This window comes from Cellulomonas sp. Y8 (assembly GCF_008033115.1).
Classification (GTDB): domain Bacteria; phylum Actinomycetota; class Actinomycetes; order Actinomycetales; family Cellulomonadaceae; genus Cellulomonas.
In genome coordinates this window covers 1,610,403-1,628,728 of record NZ_CP041203.1, presented here as the reverse complement: position 1 = coordinate 1,628,728, position 18,326 = coordinate 1,610,403, and the positions used below count along the sequence as shown (strand labels likewise).

The window sequence follows — 18,326 nt, the reverse complement described above, 5'->3', positions numbered from 1 at the left end:
CCAAGGATGGATACATCGGCAAGCACGGCACACCACGGGAAGGAGGAGGACATGAACGCACGGACCACCACCACCGCGCCGCGGATCACGCGGCTCGGCGCGCCGGCCCTGGCCGCGCTCGTGGTCGCGCTGCTCCTCCTGGGCGGGACCTTCGCCCTGTGGGCCGCGGACGCCCGGTTCGTCGGCGGCACCATCACGTCGGGCGACCTGGCCCTCGAGGTCGGCGTGCCGACCTGGGAGCAGGTCACCCCGGGTGTCGCCTACCGCGAGCAGGGCGTCTTCGACGGCACGGTCCCCGCGGCCTTCTTCACGAAGCCGGGAGACGTGGTCGAGATCGCCCAGCCGGTCACCACGACGCTCGTGGGCGACAACCTGGCCGGCGGCTTCGGGCTGCGGCCAGCCGACCGGTCCCGGCTCGCCGACGACATCGCCTCCGGCAGGATCGCGGTCACCTTCTCGGTGCGCGACGACGCCGGGACGACGATCGCGCCCGAGGGCGACGGCGCCGAGCTCGGCGAGACCGTGGTCGTGCCGGGCCTCGCCGGAAGCGGCGACGAGGGTCCGCAGGACTGGGTCGTGGTGATCCGCGTCGAGGTCCTGGGCGAGTACGTCTGGACGGACGGCCACCCGGTCGACGCCGCCGGCGTCTGGAGCAGCGGCGGCCTCGTGATCTCGCTGGAGCAGGTCCGCGAGGGCGACGGGTTCCGGGGAGGTGCCGAGTGAAGCGCCCCCAGGTGACCCGCTCGGCGGCGGTCGTGGTCGGGCTCGGGCTGTGGGCCGGCGCGCTGAGCGCGCACGCGCTCTGGTCCGACAGCCGCGACGGCGTCGAGCCGAGCAAGCGGACCGGTGCGGTGACGTTCGCCGGCCAGGTGCCGGGCGAGGACGCCTCGCGCGTCGTCTCCGACGGCGGCGCCCCGGTGACCGTCGTGCTCCCGGGCTCGGAGATCGCCCGGGTCGTGGGCGACGAGGGCGGGACCACCGGCCCCCTGTTCTGGCGGTTCGAGGCCGCCGGGGCCGCGCTCGGCATCACCGGCCTGGTCTTCGACGTCACGGTCGGGTCCACGGTCGCCGGCGACGGCACCGTCACCGACATCGCGGACGGCGTCGCCCCGGACGGCACGGTGCTCGGCGGTTCGGTGATCAAGCTCTACCCCGCCGCCCTCGGCGGCGACTGCTCCGCCGTGCCGGCCACGCCGCCCGGCGAGGAGCACAAGAACGTGCTGGTGATCGGCGGGGAGCAGGACGTGCTCCAGGCCGCCGGCACCAACAGGGCGGGCGACGAGGTCGTCCGCGAGTGGTGCGTCGCGATGTCCTGGCTCGAGGAGCAGGACGGCCTCTACGCCAACCGGGTCGAGGCCGCGGGCGTCGCGACGGACGGTTCGGCCGTCCTGGCGCTCGACGACTGGCAGGCCGCCGTGGCCTTCCCGCGGTCGCTCCCGGACGGTGCCGTCTACGGCAACCTCGCCACCGCCGAGGCGGTGGGGGTGGGCGGTACCGCGCTGCGCGACTCGTCGGAGTGGCACGCGCTGCTGAGCCCGGACCCGTCGGCGGAGCCCGACGTGGTGATCACGCTCGACCCCGCCGTCACGAACCTCAACCCGGACGTGGGGACCGGCGACCAGCCGGTGTTCCCCGCCCGCTAGAGCCCCGTTCGGCCCCGCACCGGGGCGTTGAACGGTCCACCAGATGGCCCCTCATGGGCCGAACGAGAGGAAAACCACCCACCATGAGCACCACCACCAACGCCCCGGTCGTCGTCGTGACCGAGGAGAAGAAGCGTCGCAAGGGCCTGCTCTGGGTCGCCGGCGGCACCGCGCTGCTGCTCGGCGGATCCACCTTCGCGCTGTGGTCGGCGAGCGCCGACATCGGCGGCGGTTCGGTGACCGCCGGTGACCTGAACATCACCGCCGAGGAGGACTCCTCGTTCTGGGACGTCTCGGCGGACCGGAACGACGCGACCCAGACGCTCCCCGGCACCGACGGCTCGCAGCTCGGTCACGTGATCGACGACACCGCGACCTGGCGCATGGTCCCGGGCGACAAGGTCGCCGCGGTGTTCGACGCGACCGTCACCCTCGAGGGTGACAACCTGGTCGGCCACCTGACGGTGGACGGTCTCGACGGTGCCCCGGGCCAGTTCAACGAGGGCATCAACTGGAGCTACGAGGTCTACGCCGACGGCACGCGCCTGTCGGCGGAGGCGGCCCTGCCCACCGACGGCGACACCGGCATGTTCTTCGCCGCGCCCCGCGCCGGCCAGGGTGGCGGCTCGTCCGACGCGAACGACCTCGTGGTCGAGATGGCGCAGACGACCAAGGACGTCACCGTCGTCATCTACGGCGAGTTCGACGCGGAGACCGAGGGGCGCGACCAGGTGACCGTCGAGCACACGCTCGGCGACCTGAAGCTGACGCTCAACCAGGTCCGCAGCGTCGGTGAGCAGTTCGTCGTCCCGGACACCGTGGACCCGGTGGACCCGGTGGACCCGGTGGACCCGGAGGACTGAGCCGTCCGTCCGACCGCGCCGCGATCCGCCCCGGGTCGCGGCGCGGTCGGTCGCGACCCCGTGCGCCCGGTCCGGGCGACGGCCCCCGCACGACCCGACCGACCGACCGCAGCACGAGCCAGGAGGAGCCGCCAGATGGGCACGCGCGTCAGCACGAGGAGCCGCCCGGTCCGGGTCTCCGGATCCTGGTACGACTCGCCGTGGCGGATCGCCGGCCACGCGGTCGGCACCGCCCTGACCCTGGCGCTGATCGGCCTCGTCGTCGCACTGGCGATCGTGCCGCGGCTGTCCGGCGGGGCCTCGCTCACCGTGCTCACCGGCTCGATGGAACCCACGTTCGCACCCGGTGACGTGATCGTCGTGGCGGGCGTCGACGCCGCCGACGTCTGCGCCGAGGTCGGCGTCGGCCAGATGGTCACGTTCTACCCCGAGCCCGACGACCCGGCGCTGATCAGCCACCGGGTGATCGGCAAGACCATCGGCACCTTCGACGACGGCACCTCCTGCCGGCTGGTGACCCAGGGCGACGCCAACACCGCGGTGGACGACCCCGTGTCGCCCGAGCAGGTCCGCGGCGTCTTCCGGTACGGCGTCCCGAAGCTCGGCTGGGTCCGGCAGTGGGTCGGGGACAACGTGCAGACGGTGGTGGTCGTCGCCGCGCTGGCGCTGGTCGCCCTCGGCATCGCGTCCAGCACGCGCAAGCCCCGCACCCGGATCTACGCGGCGCCCGGCGACGCCGGCAGGCCTGCGGGCCCCGCGGACCTCGCCCTCGCGGACCTCGCCCCCGCCGCTCCCGCCCCCGCGGCTCCCGCCGCGCCGGCCCTCGACGCCGAGGAGCTGGCCCACGACCGCGCGCTGCGCGAGCGTGACCTCGACCTGCGCGAGCGCGAGCTGGAGCTCCGCGAGCGCGAGCTCGAGCTGGTCCGGCTGCAGGCCCGCCCCGCCTGGTCCGAGCGTGCGCCGCGCCCCGACCGCGGGCCCGACGGCGACGACGTCGGCCTCGAGCCCGAGCACGACCCCCAGCCTCCGACGGCACCGGTCGCCGTGCTCGCGCCCCCTCCCGCAGCTCGTCTGCTCGACCGAATCGAGGCGTGATGTCCTCCCGTACCGTGGTTCTCCCGGCCGGCCCCGGGGCGCAGCCCCAGGTGGTGCGCGTCGACGGGAGCGGACTGTCCCGGCGCGGGCGCACGCTCGCCTGGGTCCTGGCGCTCGTGCTGCTGCTGACGGGTGCCGCCGCGCTGACGGCCGTGGGCCTGACGCCGATCAACGGTGCGCCCCTCACGGATCCGGCCGTCGGGTCGCCCGGCTCGTCCGGCTCGTCCGGTGGTGCGGACGGCGGTGGCGCGGCCGCCGCCGCGGCCACGGGCCGGGAGGCGGACGAGGGCGACGACGCCTCGGAGCGAGGGGTGACCGGCTCGGACGGCACCGTCGTCGACGGCGCCCTGGTCGGCGAGTGGGACGGCCCGACCGTGCACCTCGACTGGTCCGGCCAGCGGTACACCACGGTCGAGGCGGACTTCGTCGGTGACCGGGTCGCCTCGCCCGGCGATCGCGTCGAGCGCACCCTGACGCTGCGCAACGCCGGCCCCGAGGACGCGGTCCTCTCGGTCGACCTGCTGCTCGACCAGACGGTCCCCGCCGGCTCGCCGAACCCCGGGCTCGGCGAGGCGGTCGAGCTGCACTGGGACGTCGCCGGCGTCGAGGGCTCCGAGCGGTTCGCGGTGCTGCACTCCGAGCGCCGGCCGACCATCGCCGAGGTGCGCGTTCCCGAGGGCGACACCGTGCCCGTCACCGTCGGGTTCACCATGCCGCCCGCGGAGACGGCCCAGCGCGGCGGCGACGGCTCGACGACTCTGCACTTCCGGCTGCTGGCTCAGCTCCAGGGCGAGACCGACGTCGAGCCCGGCCCGGTGCCGCCCGAGCCCGAGCCGGTCGACCCGGAGGAGCCCGTGGCGCCGGAGCCGGCGCCCGACGGCGGCCTCGCCGTCACCGGGTCCCAGCTGCTCGGGGCGGTCCTGATCCTGCTGAGCCTGCTGCTGGCCGGCTGGCTCCTGGCGGCCCTCGGCCGGCGGCGTGCGGCGTGCGACGTCTGCGGGGGCGGTGTCGGCCGCGGCGACCGCTGGACGGTGCACCACGCCGAGGACGGCACCCGGAGCGTCGAGTGCGGGGAGTGCTGGGCCCGCCCGCGCCTCGGGGCGCAGGGCCAGGAGCCCGGGCGGGAGCCGGTGGGACCCGCGGCTCGCTGAGGCGCAGCCCGTCTGGACGCTCCTGCCCTCCCGGGAGCACCCTGGCCCCACCCGCACCGCGCCAGGGGCGTGGTCCGCGGGCGGCCGGGGGGAGCCGGGGCATGAGCGAGGAGGACCGGGAGGCCACGCCGCGTGCGGCGGAGCGCGCGTCGTGGCTGCCGCTCGTCTGCCTGTTCCTGGCGCAGGTGCTGATGGCCTTCAACCTGGCCTCGCTGCCGGTGTCCATCGGCGGCATGGTCGCCGACTTCGGGGTCCCTCCGACCGCCGTGAGCGGCGCGATCGTGACCTACGGCCTGTCGGTCGCCGCCCTGGTGATGACCGGGGCGAAGGTCGGGCAGCGCCTGGGCTGGGTGCGCGCCTTCCGGGTGGTCGTCGGGACGTTCGCGGTGTCGAGCCTGCTCATGCTGCTCGCGCCGGCCGTCGGGTGGGTGATCGCGGCGCAGGCGCTCGCGGGCGCGTCCGCCGCGGTGATCGTGCCCTCGCTGGTCGCGCTCATCGCCCAGAGCTACGTCGGTGACCAGCGGGCCACCGCCATCGGGTCCCTCGGTTCGGCGCGCGCGCTCGCCGGGGTCGCCGCGTTCCTGCTCGGCGGGGTGCTCGGCACCCTCGTCGGCTGGCGCCCGGTGTTCGGCGTGGCCCTGGCGCTCGCCGTGGTCGTGCTCGTGCTGAGCACCCGGCTGCCGCCGGTCCCCGGTGACCCGGGGGTCCGGGTCGACGCGGTCGGCGCGGTGCTGGTCGGCGCCGGGGTGGTCCTCGTGTCCGTCGGCTTCCAGAACCTCGACGCGTGGGGCCTGCTGCTCGCGGCGCCGGGCGCGCCGTTCGACGTCGCGGGGGTCTCGCCGGCCCCGGTCCTGGTGGTGCTCGGCGTCGTCCTCGGGCAGGCGTTCGTGCGGTGGACCCGCCGCCGGGTCGCGGCCGGGCGCACCCCGCTCGTCGACCTGTCGGTGCTGGGGTCGCCGCAGGAGCGCGCGGCGGTCTACGCGATGTTCACGGTGGTCGCGCTGGAGGCGGCGCTGAACTTCACCGTGCCGCTCTACATCCAGATCGTGCAGGGGCGCACGCCGCTCGACACCGCCCTGGCGATGATGCCGTTCAACCTCACGGTGCTCGTCGTCGCCACGCTCGTCGTCCGGCTCTACGGCCGGTTCCCGCCGCGCACGATCGCGCTCGCGGGCTTCGGGCTCACCACCGCGGCGCTCACGTGGCTGTCGCTGGTCGTGACGAACAACTGGGAGACGCTGCCCACCGTCCTCGGGCTGGTCGTGTTCGGGGCGGCCCAGGGCGCCCTGGTCACGATCGTGTTCAACGTGCTGGTCACGGCCGCCCCGCGGCAGCAGGCCGGGGACGTCGGCGCGATCCGCGGCACCACGCAGAACCTCGCGTCGGCCGTCGGCACCGCCCTGGTCGGCGCGCTGCTCGTCACGATCCTGGGGCTCGGGGTCGGGCGCGCCGTGCTCGCGCACCCGGAGCTGCCGCCGTCGCTGGTCGCGCAGGTCGACCTCGACTCCGTCGACTTCGTCGGCAACGACGACCTCCGCGCGGCGCTGGGGTCCCGCACCGACGCCGACCCCGCGCAGATCGACGCGGCCGTCGCCGTCAACGAGCAGGTCCGGCTGGACACGCTGCGGGTGGGGCTGCTGGTGCTCGCCGGCCTGAGCGCCGTGGCCGCGCTGCCGGCGAGCCGGCTCCCGCGGTACCGCGCCGGCGAGGACGCGGGCCGGGTGGGCTGACCGGTACGTCCATTCGGGCGAAAAACCCACAAAACGGACAGGTGTGCCCGGGTCCTGGGCTATCAACAGACTTTCGGGTCGCGACGCCGGGCGCCGTCGGCCGCCCGGGACGGCCCCCGACCCGGAGGTGGCGATGTCCGTCCCCACGACCGTCCGCGGCCCGGCCCCCGGCGCGCCGGCAGCCGGCGCAGTCGGTGGCCGGCTGCCGGGCCTCGACGGCCTGCGCGGCGTCGCGGCGCTCGTCGTCCTCGTGCACCACTCGCTGCTGCTGACGCCGGCGCTGATGGCGGTGCACGACGACCCGGCCGCCCCGCGGAGCGCGCTCGTCCAGGCCGTGTCGGCGACGCCGCTGCACCTGCTCTGGGAGGGCGAGGTCGCGGTGCAGGTGTTCTTCGTGCTGAGCGGGTTCGTGCTCACCGTCGCCGCGACCCGCCCCTCGCACCGGTGGGGGCCGTACTACCCGCAGCGGCTGCTCCGGCTGTACCTGCCGGTGTGGGCCGCCGTCGCGCTGGCGCTGGTCCTGCGGTTCGCGGTGCCCGTCGGCGACACCGCCGGCCTCAGCCCGTGGCTCACGTTCCACGGAGACGTCGGCCGGGCGGGAGTCCTCGGCGACCTGCTGCTGCTCGTCGGCCCGGCGGGCTCGACGATGACCGCGCTGTGGTCGCTGCGCTGGGAGGTGCTGTTCTCCCTGCTGCTGCCGCTGTTCGTGCTGGCGGCGACCCGGCTGCGGCACTGGGCGCCGCTCGTCCTCGGGGCGCTCGCGGCCGTGGCCTGGGTGGGCGCGGCGACCGGGCCGGTCGACCAGCCCTACGCGCTGGGCGCGCTCTACCAGCTGCCGCTGTTCGCCCTCGGCTGCGTGCTGGCGGCCGGGCGGGACCGGGTCGCCGCCGTCACCGCGCGCTGGGGCCGGGTCGCCTGGGCCGGTGTGCTCGTCGGGGCCGTGCTGCTCACCACGAGCTACTGGCTGCTGGACCTGGGCGGGGCGCGGGAGGACGTGCCGCACGGCGTGGTCGCGCTGACCCGCGTGCTGCAGGCGGCGGGCGCGGGGCTGCTCGTGCTCGCGGCGCTCGGGCCGCTCGCCCGGCCGCTGAGCCGGCCGGCGGTGCGCTGGCTCGGCACGCGGTCGTTCAGCCTCTACCTGGTGCACGAGCCGGTCGTCGTCGCGGTCGGCTACCTGACGGGCTGGACGTCGCCCGCGGTGCTGCTGCTGACCGTCCCGGTCTCGCTGCTGCTGGCGGAGGGCTTCTTCCGCGCGGTCGAGCGCCCGTCCCACCGCCTGGCCCGCGCGGTCGGCGGGCGGCTGACCCGGCGCGCGGCCCCGGTGCCCTGACGACCTCGGCCCGACTCGTCCCGCCCCGCCCCGCCCCGCCACCCACCCGGCCCCCGCCCGGGCTCCGCCTCGCCCCCCACCCCACCCCGGCCCCCGCCCGGGCTCGCCGAGGTCGGTGGTTCGCGCCGAGATCGGTGGGTACAACCACCGATCTCGCGCCGAACCACCGACCTCGGCGCCGCGGCCGGGCCTCAGCCCCGGCGGTCGAGCGCCGTGCCCGGCGTCCGGGCGGCGGGCGCCGGGTCGCCGGGCAGCGGGACGACCGAGCCGACCGGGAGCCAGTCCGCCGCGGGCAGGTACCCGTCGACGGGGACGTCGGCCCGGTCGGGCCGCCGGCGCAGCGCGCGCACGAGGTCGATCCCCGCGACGACGCCGGTGCCGCCCTCGTCGAGGGTCCGGCCGGCGGCGGCGAGCACCGGCAGCGCGGCGGCCGCGAGCGCGGCGACCGGGCCGGCGGACAGGGCGGCGAGCCCCCGGCACCCACAGCGTCAGGAGCGCGCCCGCGCCGACGGCCGCCGCGAGCCGGCTGCGTCCCGCGGGGCCGAGCGGGACCACCCACCGGTGCGGCTGCGCGACGGGCCGCCACGACCGCACGCGTGCCCTGGCCCCTCGCCGGACGGCGAGGCCCACCAGCACACCGAGCACCGCGAGCCCGAGCCCCAGGCCGCGCGCGCCGGCGGTCATCGGCGCCGAGGTGATCTGGAGCTCCGCGCCCTCCCGCACGGCGGACGTCCGGTGCGGGGCCAGCGCCAGGGTCACGACGCACAGCGCGAGCACGGTCACGGCGACCACCCGCGCCGCCGCGATCCACGACCGGACCCCGATCCGGGGGCGCGCGACGATCCCGGGGATCCGCCCGCTCGGGGTGACCGTCTCCCCGGGCTGCACGACCAGCTGACGGGCGACCATCCGGGCGCGCCAGTGGCCGCCCCAGATCGCGATGCTGAGCAGCATCGTCGGCGCCCACCAACGGACCAGGTCGAGCGGCGGGTCGTCGCCTCCGAGCACCGGGAGCCAGGCGATCGCGGCGATCGACGCGAACGCGACCACCCACCGGCGCACGACGAACCACGGCCCCTCGATGTCGTCCCGCGCCCAGTCCCGGTACCGGGGGTCGAGCCGGAGCTCCAGCGCGACGTACCCGAGGTACGCGAGCAGCGGCGGGTGCTCGCGCCACCGGGTCCGCCAGCCCGCGACCAGCAGGCCCAGCCCCGAGCGCAGGTCGAGGCGCCGCGCGCCCGGGGGTGCCAGGTCGGCCAGCACCGCGGTGATCTCGTCCGCGCGGGCGGCCCGCCACCGCCGCGGGTACGCCCGCAGCCACCGCCCGACCGACCGCGCGAAGGCCGCGTCCACGCCGGGGCCCATCAGGCGATCCCGGGCCGGGTGACGCCGCCGAGCAGCCGGTCGGCGCGCCGGGCGAGCGCCGTCAGCCGGGCGGTCTCGGCGGTGAGCGCGTCGTGGCCCTCGGGCGTGAGCCGGTAGTACCGGCGCAGGCGCCCGTCGACGACCACCTCGCCCGACCCCTCGGCGTAGCCGGCGGCCACGAGCCGGTCCAGGATCCCGTACAGCGTGCCCGCGCCCAGCCGGACCGCGCCGCCGGACAGCGTGCGCACCTCCTGGACGACGCCGTAGCCGTGCCGGGGCTCGTCCGCGAGGGCGAGCAGCACCAGGTAGGCCTGCTCGGTGAGTCGCATCGCCATGGCCGATATATATCGCGCCGCGATGCATCACGGCAAGGGGCCGCGGGCGCCACCCCGGGCGGAGCGGCGCACAGCAAGTCCCCATCTCCCGGACGCCCGGCGTTCATCTCCGGGCGCCACACTCGGTGCCATCGGTCGCGCGCGGGAGAGGTCGGGCGGATGCAGGTGGTTCGGGACGTGGGCACGCGGTACTCGTGGGTCCAGGTGGAGCACCCGGTGTACGTCGTCGACTTCCTGGCCTCGGCGGGCGCGCCCGCCGAGCGCTGGCGGCTCGTCGACGGCGGCGACGTGCTCGAGGTGCTCGAGTGGGTCGGCCGGCACCAGCGCGGGCGGGCCGTCGCGGTGAGCCTGGAGGTCGAGGATGCGGGCGGCTTCTCGCTCGTGCAGCTCACGCCGGCCGAGGGGCTGCGGCAGGTCGCCGGCTGGTGACGCCGGGCGCGGGCCCCGTCAGGTGCCCGCGAGGGCGCGCAGCAGCGCCGGGCCGAGCAGGAGCCCGAGCAGGAAGGCCCACCCGCCGGTGAGCCGGCGCTCCGGTGCGGTGCTCCCGCGGCGGTCCCAGACCGGCGTCGGCTCCAGCGCCAGGTAGGCGATCGCGACCGGCCACGCGTGCACGGCCAGCCAGAACCAGGCCCAGCGCGTCGCGAGCCGCGGCTCGGGCCCGGCGACCAGGGTGAGCGGCAGGGCGACGAGGGCACCGAGCGCCAGGTACAGCTGCCACGCGGGGCTCGACCGGCTCGGGAGCTCCTCGACCTCCCGCACCTCGACCTCCCGCGGCGAGGCCGCGGCCGCGGCGAGCAGCCGACGCCCCTCGTCGACCCGCTGGTCCGAGATCGAGTCGAACCGGTAGGTCGCGCGGCCGGGTCGCCCGTCGCCGGTCCACGCCACCCCGACCCCGCCGATCGCCGGGACGGTCGGCCGCTCGATGGTCATCGTGGCGACCTCGCCCGCGGCGAGGGCCGCCGCCAGCTCGTCCGCGGTGCGGTCGACCGGCCGGAGCGCCGCCTGGACGGCGCCGGCGACGAGCACCGCCAGCAGGACGAGCCGCACCGCCAGGTGCACGCGCGACGACGGCCGCACCGGGCGCACCGGCACGACCGCGGCAGCGAGGTCGCCGCTCACCGCGGCCTCAGCGCCAGGCGAGCAGCGCGGTGAGCGGCGTGCCCAGCAGCAGCCCGATCAGGAAGCCCCAGCCGCCCGTCAGCCGGCGCCCGGGCGCCCGCGCCGGCTCGCGCCGCCACGCCGCCGTCGGCTCCAGCAGCAGGTAGACGACCGCCGCCGGCCAGACGTAGGCGACGAGCCAGAACCACGCCCACCGGGTCGCCAGCCGGGGCTCCGGGCCCGCGATGATCGTGGCGGTGAGTGCGACGAGCACCGCGAGCGCGATCAGGACGTCCGGGGCGTCGTACGAGCCGAGGCCCGAGCGGTCGGCGCCCGTGGGCCGCAGCAGCGCGTACGCGACCGAGGCCAGCACCGCGACGAGCAGGGCGAGCCGCACCACGAGGTGCGCGGCCGAGGACGGCGGCACGGGGCGCGGCTCGGGCGGGGCCGGGGGCGGTGGGGCGCTGGGCGGGCTCATCACCGCCACGCTAGGCCAGCGACCCGCCTCGGTGGGCGGATTCCGGCGGGTCAGACCAGGCCCACGCGCGCGAACCCCTCGACCAGCCCCTCGACCTGCGGGCCGGCCACGACCAGGTCGGCGACCGCGAGCACCCGCGGGTCGGCGCCCTCGATGGCCACGCCGGTCCCGGCGTGCTCCAGCATCTCCAGGTCGTTGAGCCCGTCGCCGAACGCGACCACGTCCTCGCGCGGGACGCCGAGGTGCGCCGTGACGGCCTCGATGCCGAGCGCCTTGTGCACGCCGCGCAGGTAGATCTCGCCGGCGGACTCCCCCATCGCGGCGATCGAGCTGGGCAGGATCCCGAGCCGGTCCCCGAGCTCCGCGCCGAGCTCCGGCCACGGGATCGCCGCGCCGAAGTAGGTGATCTTCGCGAACGAGCAGGCGGCCAGGTCGTCGGGCGTCTGCAGCGCGGACAGGATCTCCAGCGGGCTCGCCGCGCCGTCGGCGCCGCCGCGGCCGAAGTGGCCGTCCAGCAGCTCGCCCAGCCGCTCGTCGACGCCGGGGCGGCCGTACAGCGCGTCGGGGGCCTCCAGCAGGTAGGCCGCGCAGTGCCGGTCGAGGACCTCGATCGCGTGCGCCGCGAGGTCCGCGGGGAACCGCTGGTCGCGCAGCACCTCGCCGTCGACCTCGACGTACCCGCCGGCGGACGCCACGATCCCGTCGAAGCCCGCCGCGCGGATCCGGTCCGGGAGCATCGACTTCGGCCGCCCCGTGCACAGCAGCACGCGGTGCCCGTTGGCCCGGGCCGCGCGGACCACGCGCTCGTGCCCCGGGGGGACCTCGCCGTGGTGCGCGTAGGTCCCGTCGACGTCGAGGAACACGTACCGGGGGGCTGAGGGCGCGGGAGTCACGGGGCCCATCCTCTCGCACCCGCGCATCCCTACACCCATGAGGTGAAAACCTACAGGGTGTAGGCTGGGTCTCGTGACCCGCGCCGGACTGACCCCCGCCCTCGTCGTGGCCGACGCCGCGGCGCTCGCCGACGAGGCCGGCTTCGACGCGCTCACGCTGTCCGCCGTCGCCCGGCGGCTGGGGGTGCAGACCGCCAGCCTGTACGCGCACGTCCGGGACCGCGCCGCCCTGCTGGACGGCGTCACCGCGCTCGCGATGGGCGAGGTCGCCGCCCGGATCGCCACCGGGATCGCCGGCCGGTCGGGCCGGGACGCGCTGCGCGGGTACGCCGACGCGTTCCGCGACTACGCGCGCGAGCACCCCGGCCGGTGGGCGGCGATGCAGCGCCGCGCCGGTCCGGCCGCCGTCGCCGCGCCGTCGGCCGTGGACGTCGTCGCGCTCACCGACGCCCTGCTCCGCGGCTACGCCGTCCCGGCCGACCAGCGCGTGCACGTGATCCGGCTGCTCGGCAGCACCATCAACGGCTTCGTCCAGCTCGAGCGCATCGGCAGCTTCGACCACAGCGCGCCCGCCCCGGCGGACTCGTGGGGCCGGACGGTCGACGCGCTCGACGCCCTGCTGCGGGCCTGGCCCGCCCCCGACCCCGAGGACACCCCCGCATGATCGACGTCCCCCGCACCGACCTCGCCGCGCTCGTCCGCGGCGCCGACCGGACCGAGCGCACCGCGCGCGGGCTCCGGCCGCACCGGCTGCCCGCGTGGGTGGACCGGCAGCTCGGCGACCCGCAGCTCGCCGCGATGGAGGTGCAGCCCTCCGGCGTCCGGCTGGCGTTCACGACCACCGCGACCGCGGTCGAGGTCGTGCTGCACCCGACCCGGCTCGCCTACCGGCAGGTGGAGCGGCCCCGCGGAGCGGTCGACCTGGTCGTCGACGGGGCCGTGCTCGCGAGCGAGCCGCTGACCGGCGGCGACGCCGTCGAGACCGACCTCGCGACCGGCGCGTCCGCGCTGCTGGCCGGTGCGCCCCAGACCGTCGCGTTCGGCGGGCTGCCCGCGGGGGAGAAGGCCGTCGAGGTCTGGCTCCCGCACAACGAGTCCGTCGAGGTCGTCGCCCTGCGCGCCGACGCCCCGGTGCGGCTCGCCGCCGACCACCGCCCCGTCTGGGTGCACCACGGGTCGTCGATCAGCCAGGGCTCCAACGCCGCGACACCGTCCGGCACCTGGCCCGCCCTGGCGGCGCGCCTCGGCGGGGTCGACCTGCGCAACCTCGGCCTCGGCGGCAGCGCCCTCGCCGACCCGGCGACCGCACGGGTCATCCGGGACGCCCCGGCCGACCTGGTCAGCGTGGCGCTCGGCATCAACGTCGTGAACCTCGACGGCATGCGGCGGCGGACGTTCGAGGCGGCGGTGCACGGGTTCCTCGACACGATCCGCGACGGCCACCCGGACACGCCGCTCGTGCTGGTGACGCCGATCTTCTGCGGGATCCACGAGGACACGCCCGGCCCCGGGGCGTTCGACGTCGCGGAGCTCGCGGCGGGCCGGGTGCGGTTCGTGGCGACCGGCGGTGACGACCTGACGACCGGACGGCTGACGTTGCGGGTGGTGCGCGACGCGCTCGCGGCCGTCGCCGGCAGGCGCGCGGACGACCCGCACCTGCACCTGCTCGACGGGCTGTCGCTCTACGGGGCCGCGGACGCGGAGGAGCACCCGCTGCCCGACGGCCTGCACCCGGACCCCGTGACGCACCGGCTGATCGGCGAGCGGTTCGCGGCGCAGGTCTTCGCGGCCGGCGGGCCGTTCGCGCGGTCGGGGACGGTCCGAGGCTGACACCGGCGGTCGGTGGGATCCACTTCCCGCCGAGTGGCCCTGGTGGCGGACCGGCGCGCCCTGCGAGGGTCGCCGTGTGGAGGTCGATCTGCGGGATCCGTGCACGGAGGACCTGCGGGGTCGGGCGCGCCGAGAGCTGACCCGGGTGCCGGTGAACACCCGCTTCGCCGGGGCGGTGCTGGACGGGACCGCGCCGGGTGGGCTGTGGTGCGACCGCGCCGACACCCCGAGGGCCTTCCACGCCGTGCACGGGTACGGCATGTCGCTGGTCTGGGGCCCGGCGGTGGACGAGGCGTTCGACGCGGTGCTGCTGCGGTTGCGGGGCGGGGCCGGACCGGCCGAGGAGTGGCTGCAGGTCGAGCCGCGCTGGACCGGTCTCGGCTGGGACCCCGCGCTCCGGGCGGTCCCCTTCGACGCCCCCGGGGCGGCGGCCCCCGGCGCGGCGGCCCGGCACGTGCGGCTCAACTTCCGGCACGACCCGGCCGCGCCTCGCGCCGCCCGCCCGCTGCCGTCCGGCTGGCGCACCCGGCCCGCCACCGCCACCGACTTCGGCTGGTCCGGCTCCGTGGCGCCCGCCGGGTTCTGGCCGGACGCCGCGGCGTTCCTCGCGCACGGCGGCGGCGTCGTGGCGGAGCGGGCGGCCGACGGCGCGGTCGGCGCGATCGCGTTCACCTCGTACCGCACCGGGCACGAGCTCGAGATCGGCATCGAGACCGCGCCCCCGTTCCGTGCGCGGGGCCTCGCCGCGAGCGTGGCGGGCGCGTTCGTCGACGCGGTGCTGCGTGCCCGGCTGACGCCCGTGTGGTCGTGCCGGGAGGACAACGCCGCGCCGGTGCGGGTTGCGCTGTCGGCGGGGTTCCGGCCGACCGTGCGGCTGCCGTACTACCACCTGCGCCGGACCGGGTGAGGGGACGCCCGCCGGATCCGGTGCCGGAACCGGCCACGCGGCGCGGGCCCGGTCGGTAGCGTCGACGCCGGGTCCCCCGCGCGGGGCGACCCCCGACGACCCGCCCCGGAGGACACGTGGACGCCCTCAAGCCCTGGCACGTCCTGACGGTGGTGGTGGTCCTGGTGGTGGTCGCCCTGGTCGTCGTGGCCGCGGTGGCCGTGAGCCGCGCGCTGCGTCGCCGCTGAGGGTCTCGAGTCGCGCGGCGCCCGGCCGCCAGGATCGTGCCGTGCGCGCCCTGGTGTACGACCGTTACGGCCCTCCCGACGTGCTGCGGCTCGCGGACGTGCCCGTCCCGGAGCCCGGTCCCGGTCAGGTCCTGCTGGAGACCGAGGCCGTCGGGCTCAACCTCTCCGACTGGGAGTGCCTGCGCGGCTCCCCGGCCTACGCCCGGATCGGCGGGCTGCGCAGGCCCGCGCGCCGGGTGCTCGGCTCCGACGTCGCCGGCCGGGTGGCCGCGGTCGGTCCCGGGGTGACCCGGTTCCGGGTCGGCGACGACGTCTACGGGGACAACCTCGCGCTCAAGGGCGGCCTCGCGGAGTGCACGCTGGCGCGGGAGTCGGCGCTGGCGCTGCGCCCGCCCGGGCTGTCGGCCGTGCAGGCGGCCGCGATCCCGCAGCCGGCGGCGATCGCGCTCCAGGGCGTCGCGGGCGTCGGGCCGGGCTCCCGGGTGCTGGTGAACGGCGCGGGCGGTGGGGCCGGGTCGCTGGCCGTGCAGCTCGCGAAGGCCGCGGGCGCGCACGTCACCGGCGTCGACAATGCGGGCAAGGCCGCGTTCGTCGCCTCGCTCGGGGCGGACGAGGTGCTCGACCACCGGGTCGACGACTTCACGCGCACCGCCGCCGGGTACGACCTGGTGCTCGACCTCGTCGCCCACCGCTCGGTCCTGGCGTACCGGCGCGCCCTGGCACCCGGCGGCCGGTACCGGTGCGTCGGCGGGACCACCCGGGCGCTGCTGCGCGTGCTCGTCGGGGGCGCCGTGGTCGGGGCGGTCTCCGGGCGGCGGATCGGCGTGCTGGCGGTGCGGGAGGGGCCGGCGGCGTTCACGCCGATGGCGGACCACTGCCTGGCGGGGTCGGTCCGGCTGCACGTGCACCGCGAGTACCGGCTCGACGAGGCGCCGGCGGCGCTCGCGGACGTCGGGGCCGGGCGCGCGCTGGGCAAGGCGGTCGTGCTCCCGAGGGCGTGACGCGCGCGGACGGGTTGCACGGGAACCGCGGAGATCCCGGGCAGGGCCGCCGGCCCCGCACGGGACCGGGACCTAGGGGACGGGGGAGCGCGGCGGACCCGTGCGACCCTGGTGCGGACACTTCGAGGGGGGCACACCCGAAGGAGTCAGCCAGATGACGACTCGTCCGACGACGACACGCGCCCGCTCGGGCCGCACCCCGTCCGGCCTCGCCCGGGCGCTGCGCGCGGCGCTCGTCGCCTGCCTCGTCGCGCTGCCGCTCGCCGGGTGCGGTGGCGCGGACGCACCCGGTGACGACGGCGACCAGGTCGGGTACGGCGGCGGAGCCGAGGGCGTGGTGGCCCCGGCGCTCGCGGACGTCACCGCGCCCGCCGCGGCCGACGCGACCGGCGGCATCCCGATCGGCCGGGCCGGCGTCGGGGTGGCGGGCCCCGGCGACGTCGTCGTCGACGTGTACGCCGACCCGTGGTGCCCCTGGTGCCAGCGGTTCGACGAGCAGTACTCGGACGCGCTGATGGACCTGGTCGACCAGGGCGGGGTCACCGTCGTGCACCGGCCGCTCGCGTTCCTCGACGCCCGGTTCGGCGGCACGTACTCGACCCGCGTCGTCAACGCGCTCGCCGTCGTCGCCGACGAGTCCCCCGAGCACTACGTCCAGGTGCTGCACGCGCTGATGGCCGCCCAGCCGCCGACGGACCAGCCCGCGGGCCTGCCCGACGAGGAGATCGCCCGGATCGCCGTCGAGGCCGGCGTGGCGGCGGGCGTCGCGGAGCGGTTCACGGCGGTGCGGCCGACCCCGTACGAGGCGACCACCGCGGGCGGCGGCACCGAGGAGCGGACGGCGACGTCCCGGGTGTTCGCGCCGTGGGTCGCCGCCGCGACGCACCAGGCCGCGCTCGACCTGGCGGAGGTCCGGGTGCCGACGATCCTGGTCGACGGCGTGCCGGTGGACGACTGGACCGAGCCCGGCAGCCTCACGGACCTGGTCGCCGCGGCCGTCGCGGCGCGCGGGTGACAGCGGGGGCCCCACCCGCTCAGCACCCCGTGCCGCCGTCGGTCCGTGCCGCGGCCGCGTGGTCGTGGCGGGTGCTGGCGGTCGCCGGGGCCGCCACCGTGGGGCTGTGGCTGGTCGACGTCTTCCGGGTGCTCGTCGTCGCGGTCGCGGTGGGCCTGCTGCTCGCCGTCCTGCTCACGCCGCTCGCTCGCTGGCTGGAGCGCCGCGCCCGGTTCCCGTCCTGGCTGTCCTCCCTGACCGGGGTGCTCGGGCTCGTGGCGCTCGGAGCGGCCCTGGCGGTGCTGTCCGGCCGGTCCATCGCGACCGGCCTCGGGGACCTCGCCGAGCAGGCGCTCGCCGGCGTCGACCAGGCGCTGGCGTGGCTGTCGGACGGGCCGCTGGGGCTGGAGGTGGACCGGATCGACGCCCTCGTGGCGCAGGGCCAGGCCGCGCTCCGCGACAACGCCGGGACGCTGCTCACGGGGGCGTGGTCGGCGACGCTCACCATCGGCCAGCTGCTCGCCGGCGCCCTGATGGCGCTGTTCTGCGCGTTCTTCTTCGTGCGGGACGCCCGGCCGATGTGGGCGTGGACGGTCGCCCTGCTGCCCCGTGCGGTCCGCCCCCGGGTGCACGAGGCGGGCCGGCGCGGGCTCGTCACGCTCGCGGCCTACACCCGCACGCAGATCCTGGTCGGTGCCGTGGACGCGGTGGGCATCGGCGTGGGCGCGGCGCTGCTGGGGGTGCCGCTGGCGGTGCCCATCGCCTTTCTGGTGTTCCTGGCGTCGTTCATCCCGTTCGTGGGCGCGGTGAGCACCGGCGCGATCGCGGTGCTGGTCGCGCTCGTCGCGCAGGGCCCGGTGACCGCCCTGCTCATGCTCGGCGTCGTGCTGCTGGTGCAGCAGGTCGAGGGCAACGTGCTGCAGCCGTTCCTCATGGGGCACGCGGTGGCGCTGCACCCGGTCGCGGTGCTCCTGGTGGTGAGCGCGGGATCGATCGCGGCGGGGATCGTCGGCGCGCTGTTCGCGGTCCCGGTGGCGGCGACCCTGAACACGATGCTGCGGTACCTGCACGGGCACGACCGGTTCCCCGGTCTGGGGACGGAGGGTGCCGGGGCGGAGACGGAACCCGCGTCGGCGACGAGACCCGCCTAGCGGGACGCCGCCCTCGTGCGCGGCGGACCGTGCAGCTGGGCGTCGACGACGGCCCGCAGCTCGCCGGCCGACGGCAGCGCGACCCGGAGCTCGAGGTCGGCCAGGAGGTCCGCGTATCCCGACGGCTCGAGATCGGTCCCGGTGCTGTCGCTCACGCACCCGATCCTGCACGTCACGACCCGCCACCTAGGTCGCGGTGGGACAGCGGCGAGGGTGCCTGCGTCGCGCCGGTCCG

General features: G+C 77.0%; 20 protein-coding genes. 14 read left to right on the top strand and 6 right to left on the bottom strand.

Annotation, left to right across the window (positions count from 1 at the left end):
- Nucleotides 1-51: 51 nt before the first annotated feature.
- The 7 genes from FKM96_RS07310 to FKM96_RS07280 all read left to right on the top strand — a co-directional run bounded on the left by FKM96_RS07310 (nt 52) and on the right by FKM96_RS07280 (nt 7,812).
- Nucleotides 52-723: a hypothetical protein gene (locus FKM96_RS07310; protein ID WP_147794682.1), complete on the top strand. Its 672-nt coding sequence runs from the start codon at nt 52-54 to the stop codon at nt 721-723.
- On the top strand, nt 720-1,643 hold the full coding sequence (locus tag FKM96_RS07305) for a hypothetical protein (RefSeq protein ID WP_147794681.1): 924 nt from the start codon (nt 720-722) through the stop codon (nt 1,641-1,643). Before FKM96_RS07310 ends, FKM96_RS07305 begins: the two co-directional genes overlap by 4 nt.
- Nucleotides 1,644-1,726: 83 nt before the next feature.
- The gene (locus tag FKM96_RS07300) at nt 1,727-2,506 is read left to right on the top strand and encodes an alternate-type signal peptide domain-containing protein (RefSeq protein ID WP_168216906.1); all 780 of its coding nucleotides are present in this window, start codon (nt 1,727-1,729) and stop codon (nt 2,504-2,506) included.
- A gap of 135 nt (nt 2,507-2,641) precedes the next feature.
- Nucleotides 2,642-3,601, top strand: a complete 960-nt coding sequence (locus FKM96_RS07295) for a signal peptidase I (protein WP_147794679.1) — start codon at nt 2,642-2,644, stop codon at nt 3,599-3,601.
- The gene (locus FKM96_RS07290) at nt 3,601-4,752 is read left to right on the top strand and encodes a hypothetical protein (protein WP_147794678.1); all 1,152 of its coding nucleotides are present in this window, start codon (nt 3,601-3,603) and stop codon (nt 4,750-4,752) included. The genes FKM96_RS07295 and FKM96_RS07290 overlap by 1 nt, the downstream gene beginning before the upstream one ends.
- Nucleotides 4,753-4,853: 101 nt before the next feature.
- Nucleotides 4,854-6,482: an MFS transporter gene (locus FKM96_RS07285; protein WP_147794677.1), complete on the top strand. Its 1,629-nt coding sequence runs from the start codon at nt 4,854-4,856 to the stop codon at nt 6,480-6,482.
- Nucleotides 6,483-6,615: 133 nt separating this feature from the next.
- Complete coding sequence (locus tag FKM96_RS07280; protein ID WP_147794676.1) at nt 6,616-7,812, top strand: acyltransferase; 1,197 nt, start codon at nt 6,616-6,618, stop codon at nt 7,810-7,812.
- Between the two features lie 191 nt (nt 7,813-8,003).
- Here FKM96_RS07280 and FKM96_RS07275 read toward each other — a convergent pair whose 3' ends face one another.
- A complete protein-coding gene (locus tag FKM96_RS07275; protein WP_147794675.1) occupies nt 8,004-8,228 on the bottom strand; it encodes a hypothetical protein in 225 nt (74 codons plus the stop codon).
- A 948-nt stretch (nt 8,229-9,176) separates the two neighbouring features.
- Nucleotides 9,177-9,512 (bottom strand): PadR family transcriptional regulator, encoded by a 336-nt coding sequence (locus FKM96_RS07270; protein WP_147794674.1) that lies wholly within the window; start codon nt 9,510-9,512, stop codon nt 9,177-9,179.
- A gap of 159 nt (nt 9,513-9,671) precedes the next feature.
- On the opposite strand from FKM96_RS07270, the gene FKM96_RS07265 reads away from it, so the two are divergent.
- Nucleotides 9,672-9,941, top strand: coding sequence for a hypothetical protein (locus FKM96_RS07265; protein ID WP_147794673.1), 270 nt, complete (start codon nt 9,672-9,674; stop codon nt 9,939-9,941).
- Between the two features lie 18 nt (nt 9,942-9,959).
- Here the strand turns inward: FKM96_RS07265 and FKM96_RS07260 are convergent, their stop codons facing one another.
- The 3 genes from FKM96_RS07260 to FKM96_RS07250 are packed head-to-tail and all read right to left on the bottom strand — an operon-like array spanning nt 9,960 to nt 11,981.
- Nucleotides 9,960-10,631 carry a hypothetical protein gene (locus FKM96_RS07260; RefSeq protein ID WP_147794672.1) on the bottom strand — a complete coding sequence of 224 codons (672 nt, stop codon included), beginning with the start codon at nt 10,629-10,631 and terminating at the stop codon, nt 9,960-9,962.
- A gap of 7 nt (nt 10,632-10,638) precedes the next feature.
- The gene (locus FKM96_RS07255) at nt 10,639-11,088 is read right to left on the bottom strand and encodes a hypothetical protein (protein WP_147794671.1); all 450 of its coding nucleotides are present in this window, start codon (nt 11,086-11,088) and stop codon (nt 10,639-10,641) included.
- Between the two features lie 50 nt (nt 11,089-11,138).
- Nucleotides 11,139-11,981, bottom strand: coding sequence for an HAD hydrolase family protein (locus FKM96_RS07250; RefSeq protein ID WP_246855246.1), 843 nt, complete (start codon nt 11,979-11,981; stop codon nt 11,139-11,141).
- A 73-nt stretch (nt 11,982-12,054) separates the two neighbouring features.
- Between FKM96_RS07250 and FKM96_RS07245 the strand changes: the two genes are divergently transcribed.
- From FKM96_RS07245 to FKM96_RS07220, 6 genes are all read left to right on the top strand, one after another.
- The gene (locus FKM96_RS07245; protein ID WP_147794669.1) at nt 12,055-12,645 is read left to right on the top strand and encodes a TetR/AcrR family transcriptional regulator; all 591 of its coding nucleotides are present in this window, start codon (nt 12,055-12,057) and stop codon (nt 12,643-12,645) included.
- The gene (locus FKM96_RS07240; RefSeq protein WP_147794668.1) at nt 12,642-13,811 is read left to right on the top strand and encodes a GDSL-type esterase/lipase family protein; all 1,170 of its coding nucleotides are present in this window, start codon (nt 12,642-12,644) and stop codon (nt 13,809-13,811) included. The genes FKM96_RS07245 and FKM96_RS07240 overlap by 4 nt, the downstream gene beginning before the upstream one ends.
- 151 nt (nt 13,812-13,962) lie before the next feature.
- Entirely contained in the window at nt 13,963-14,718 is a 756-nt protein-coding gene (locus tag FKM96_RS07235) for a GNAT family N-acetyltransferase (RefSeq protein ID WP_147794667.1), read from the top strand.
- A 268-nt stretch (nt 14,719-14,986) separates the two neighbouring features.
- Nucleotides 14,987-15,946 (top strand): NAD(P)-dependent alcohol dehydrogenase, encoded by a 960-nt coding sequence (locus FKM96_RS07230; protein WP_147794666.1) that lies wholly within the window; start codon nt 14,987-14,989, stop codon nt 15,944-15,946.
- A gap of 154 nt (nt 15,947-16,100) precedes the next feature.
- Nucleotides 16,101-16,961 carry a thioredoxin domain-containing protein gene (locus FKM96_RS07225; RefSeq protein ID WP_147794665.1) on the top strand — a complete coding sequence of 287 codons (861 nt, stop codon included), beginning with the start codon at nt 16,101-16,103 and terminating at the stop codon, nt 16,959-16,961.
- Nucleotides 16,962-16,990: 29 nt separating this feature from the next.
- On the top strand, nt 16,991-18,091 hold the full coding sequence (locus FKM96_RS07220) for an AI-2E family transporter (RefSeq protein ID WP_246855245.1): 1,101 nt from the start codon (nt 16,991-16,993) through the stop codon (nt 18,089-18,091).
- Here the strand turns inward: FKM96_RS07220 and FKM96_RS20575 are convergent.
- Nucleotides 18,088-18,246, bottom strand: coding sequence for a hypothetical protein (locus FKM96_RS20575; protein ID WP_168216905.1), 159 nt, complete (start codon nt 18,244-18,246; stop codon nt 18,088-18,090). The genes FKM96_RS07220 and FKM96_RS20575 overlap by 4 nt on opposite strands.
- Nucleotides 18,247-18,326: the final 80 nt, after the last annotated feature.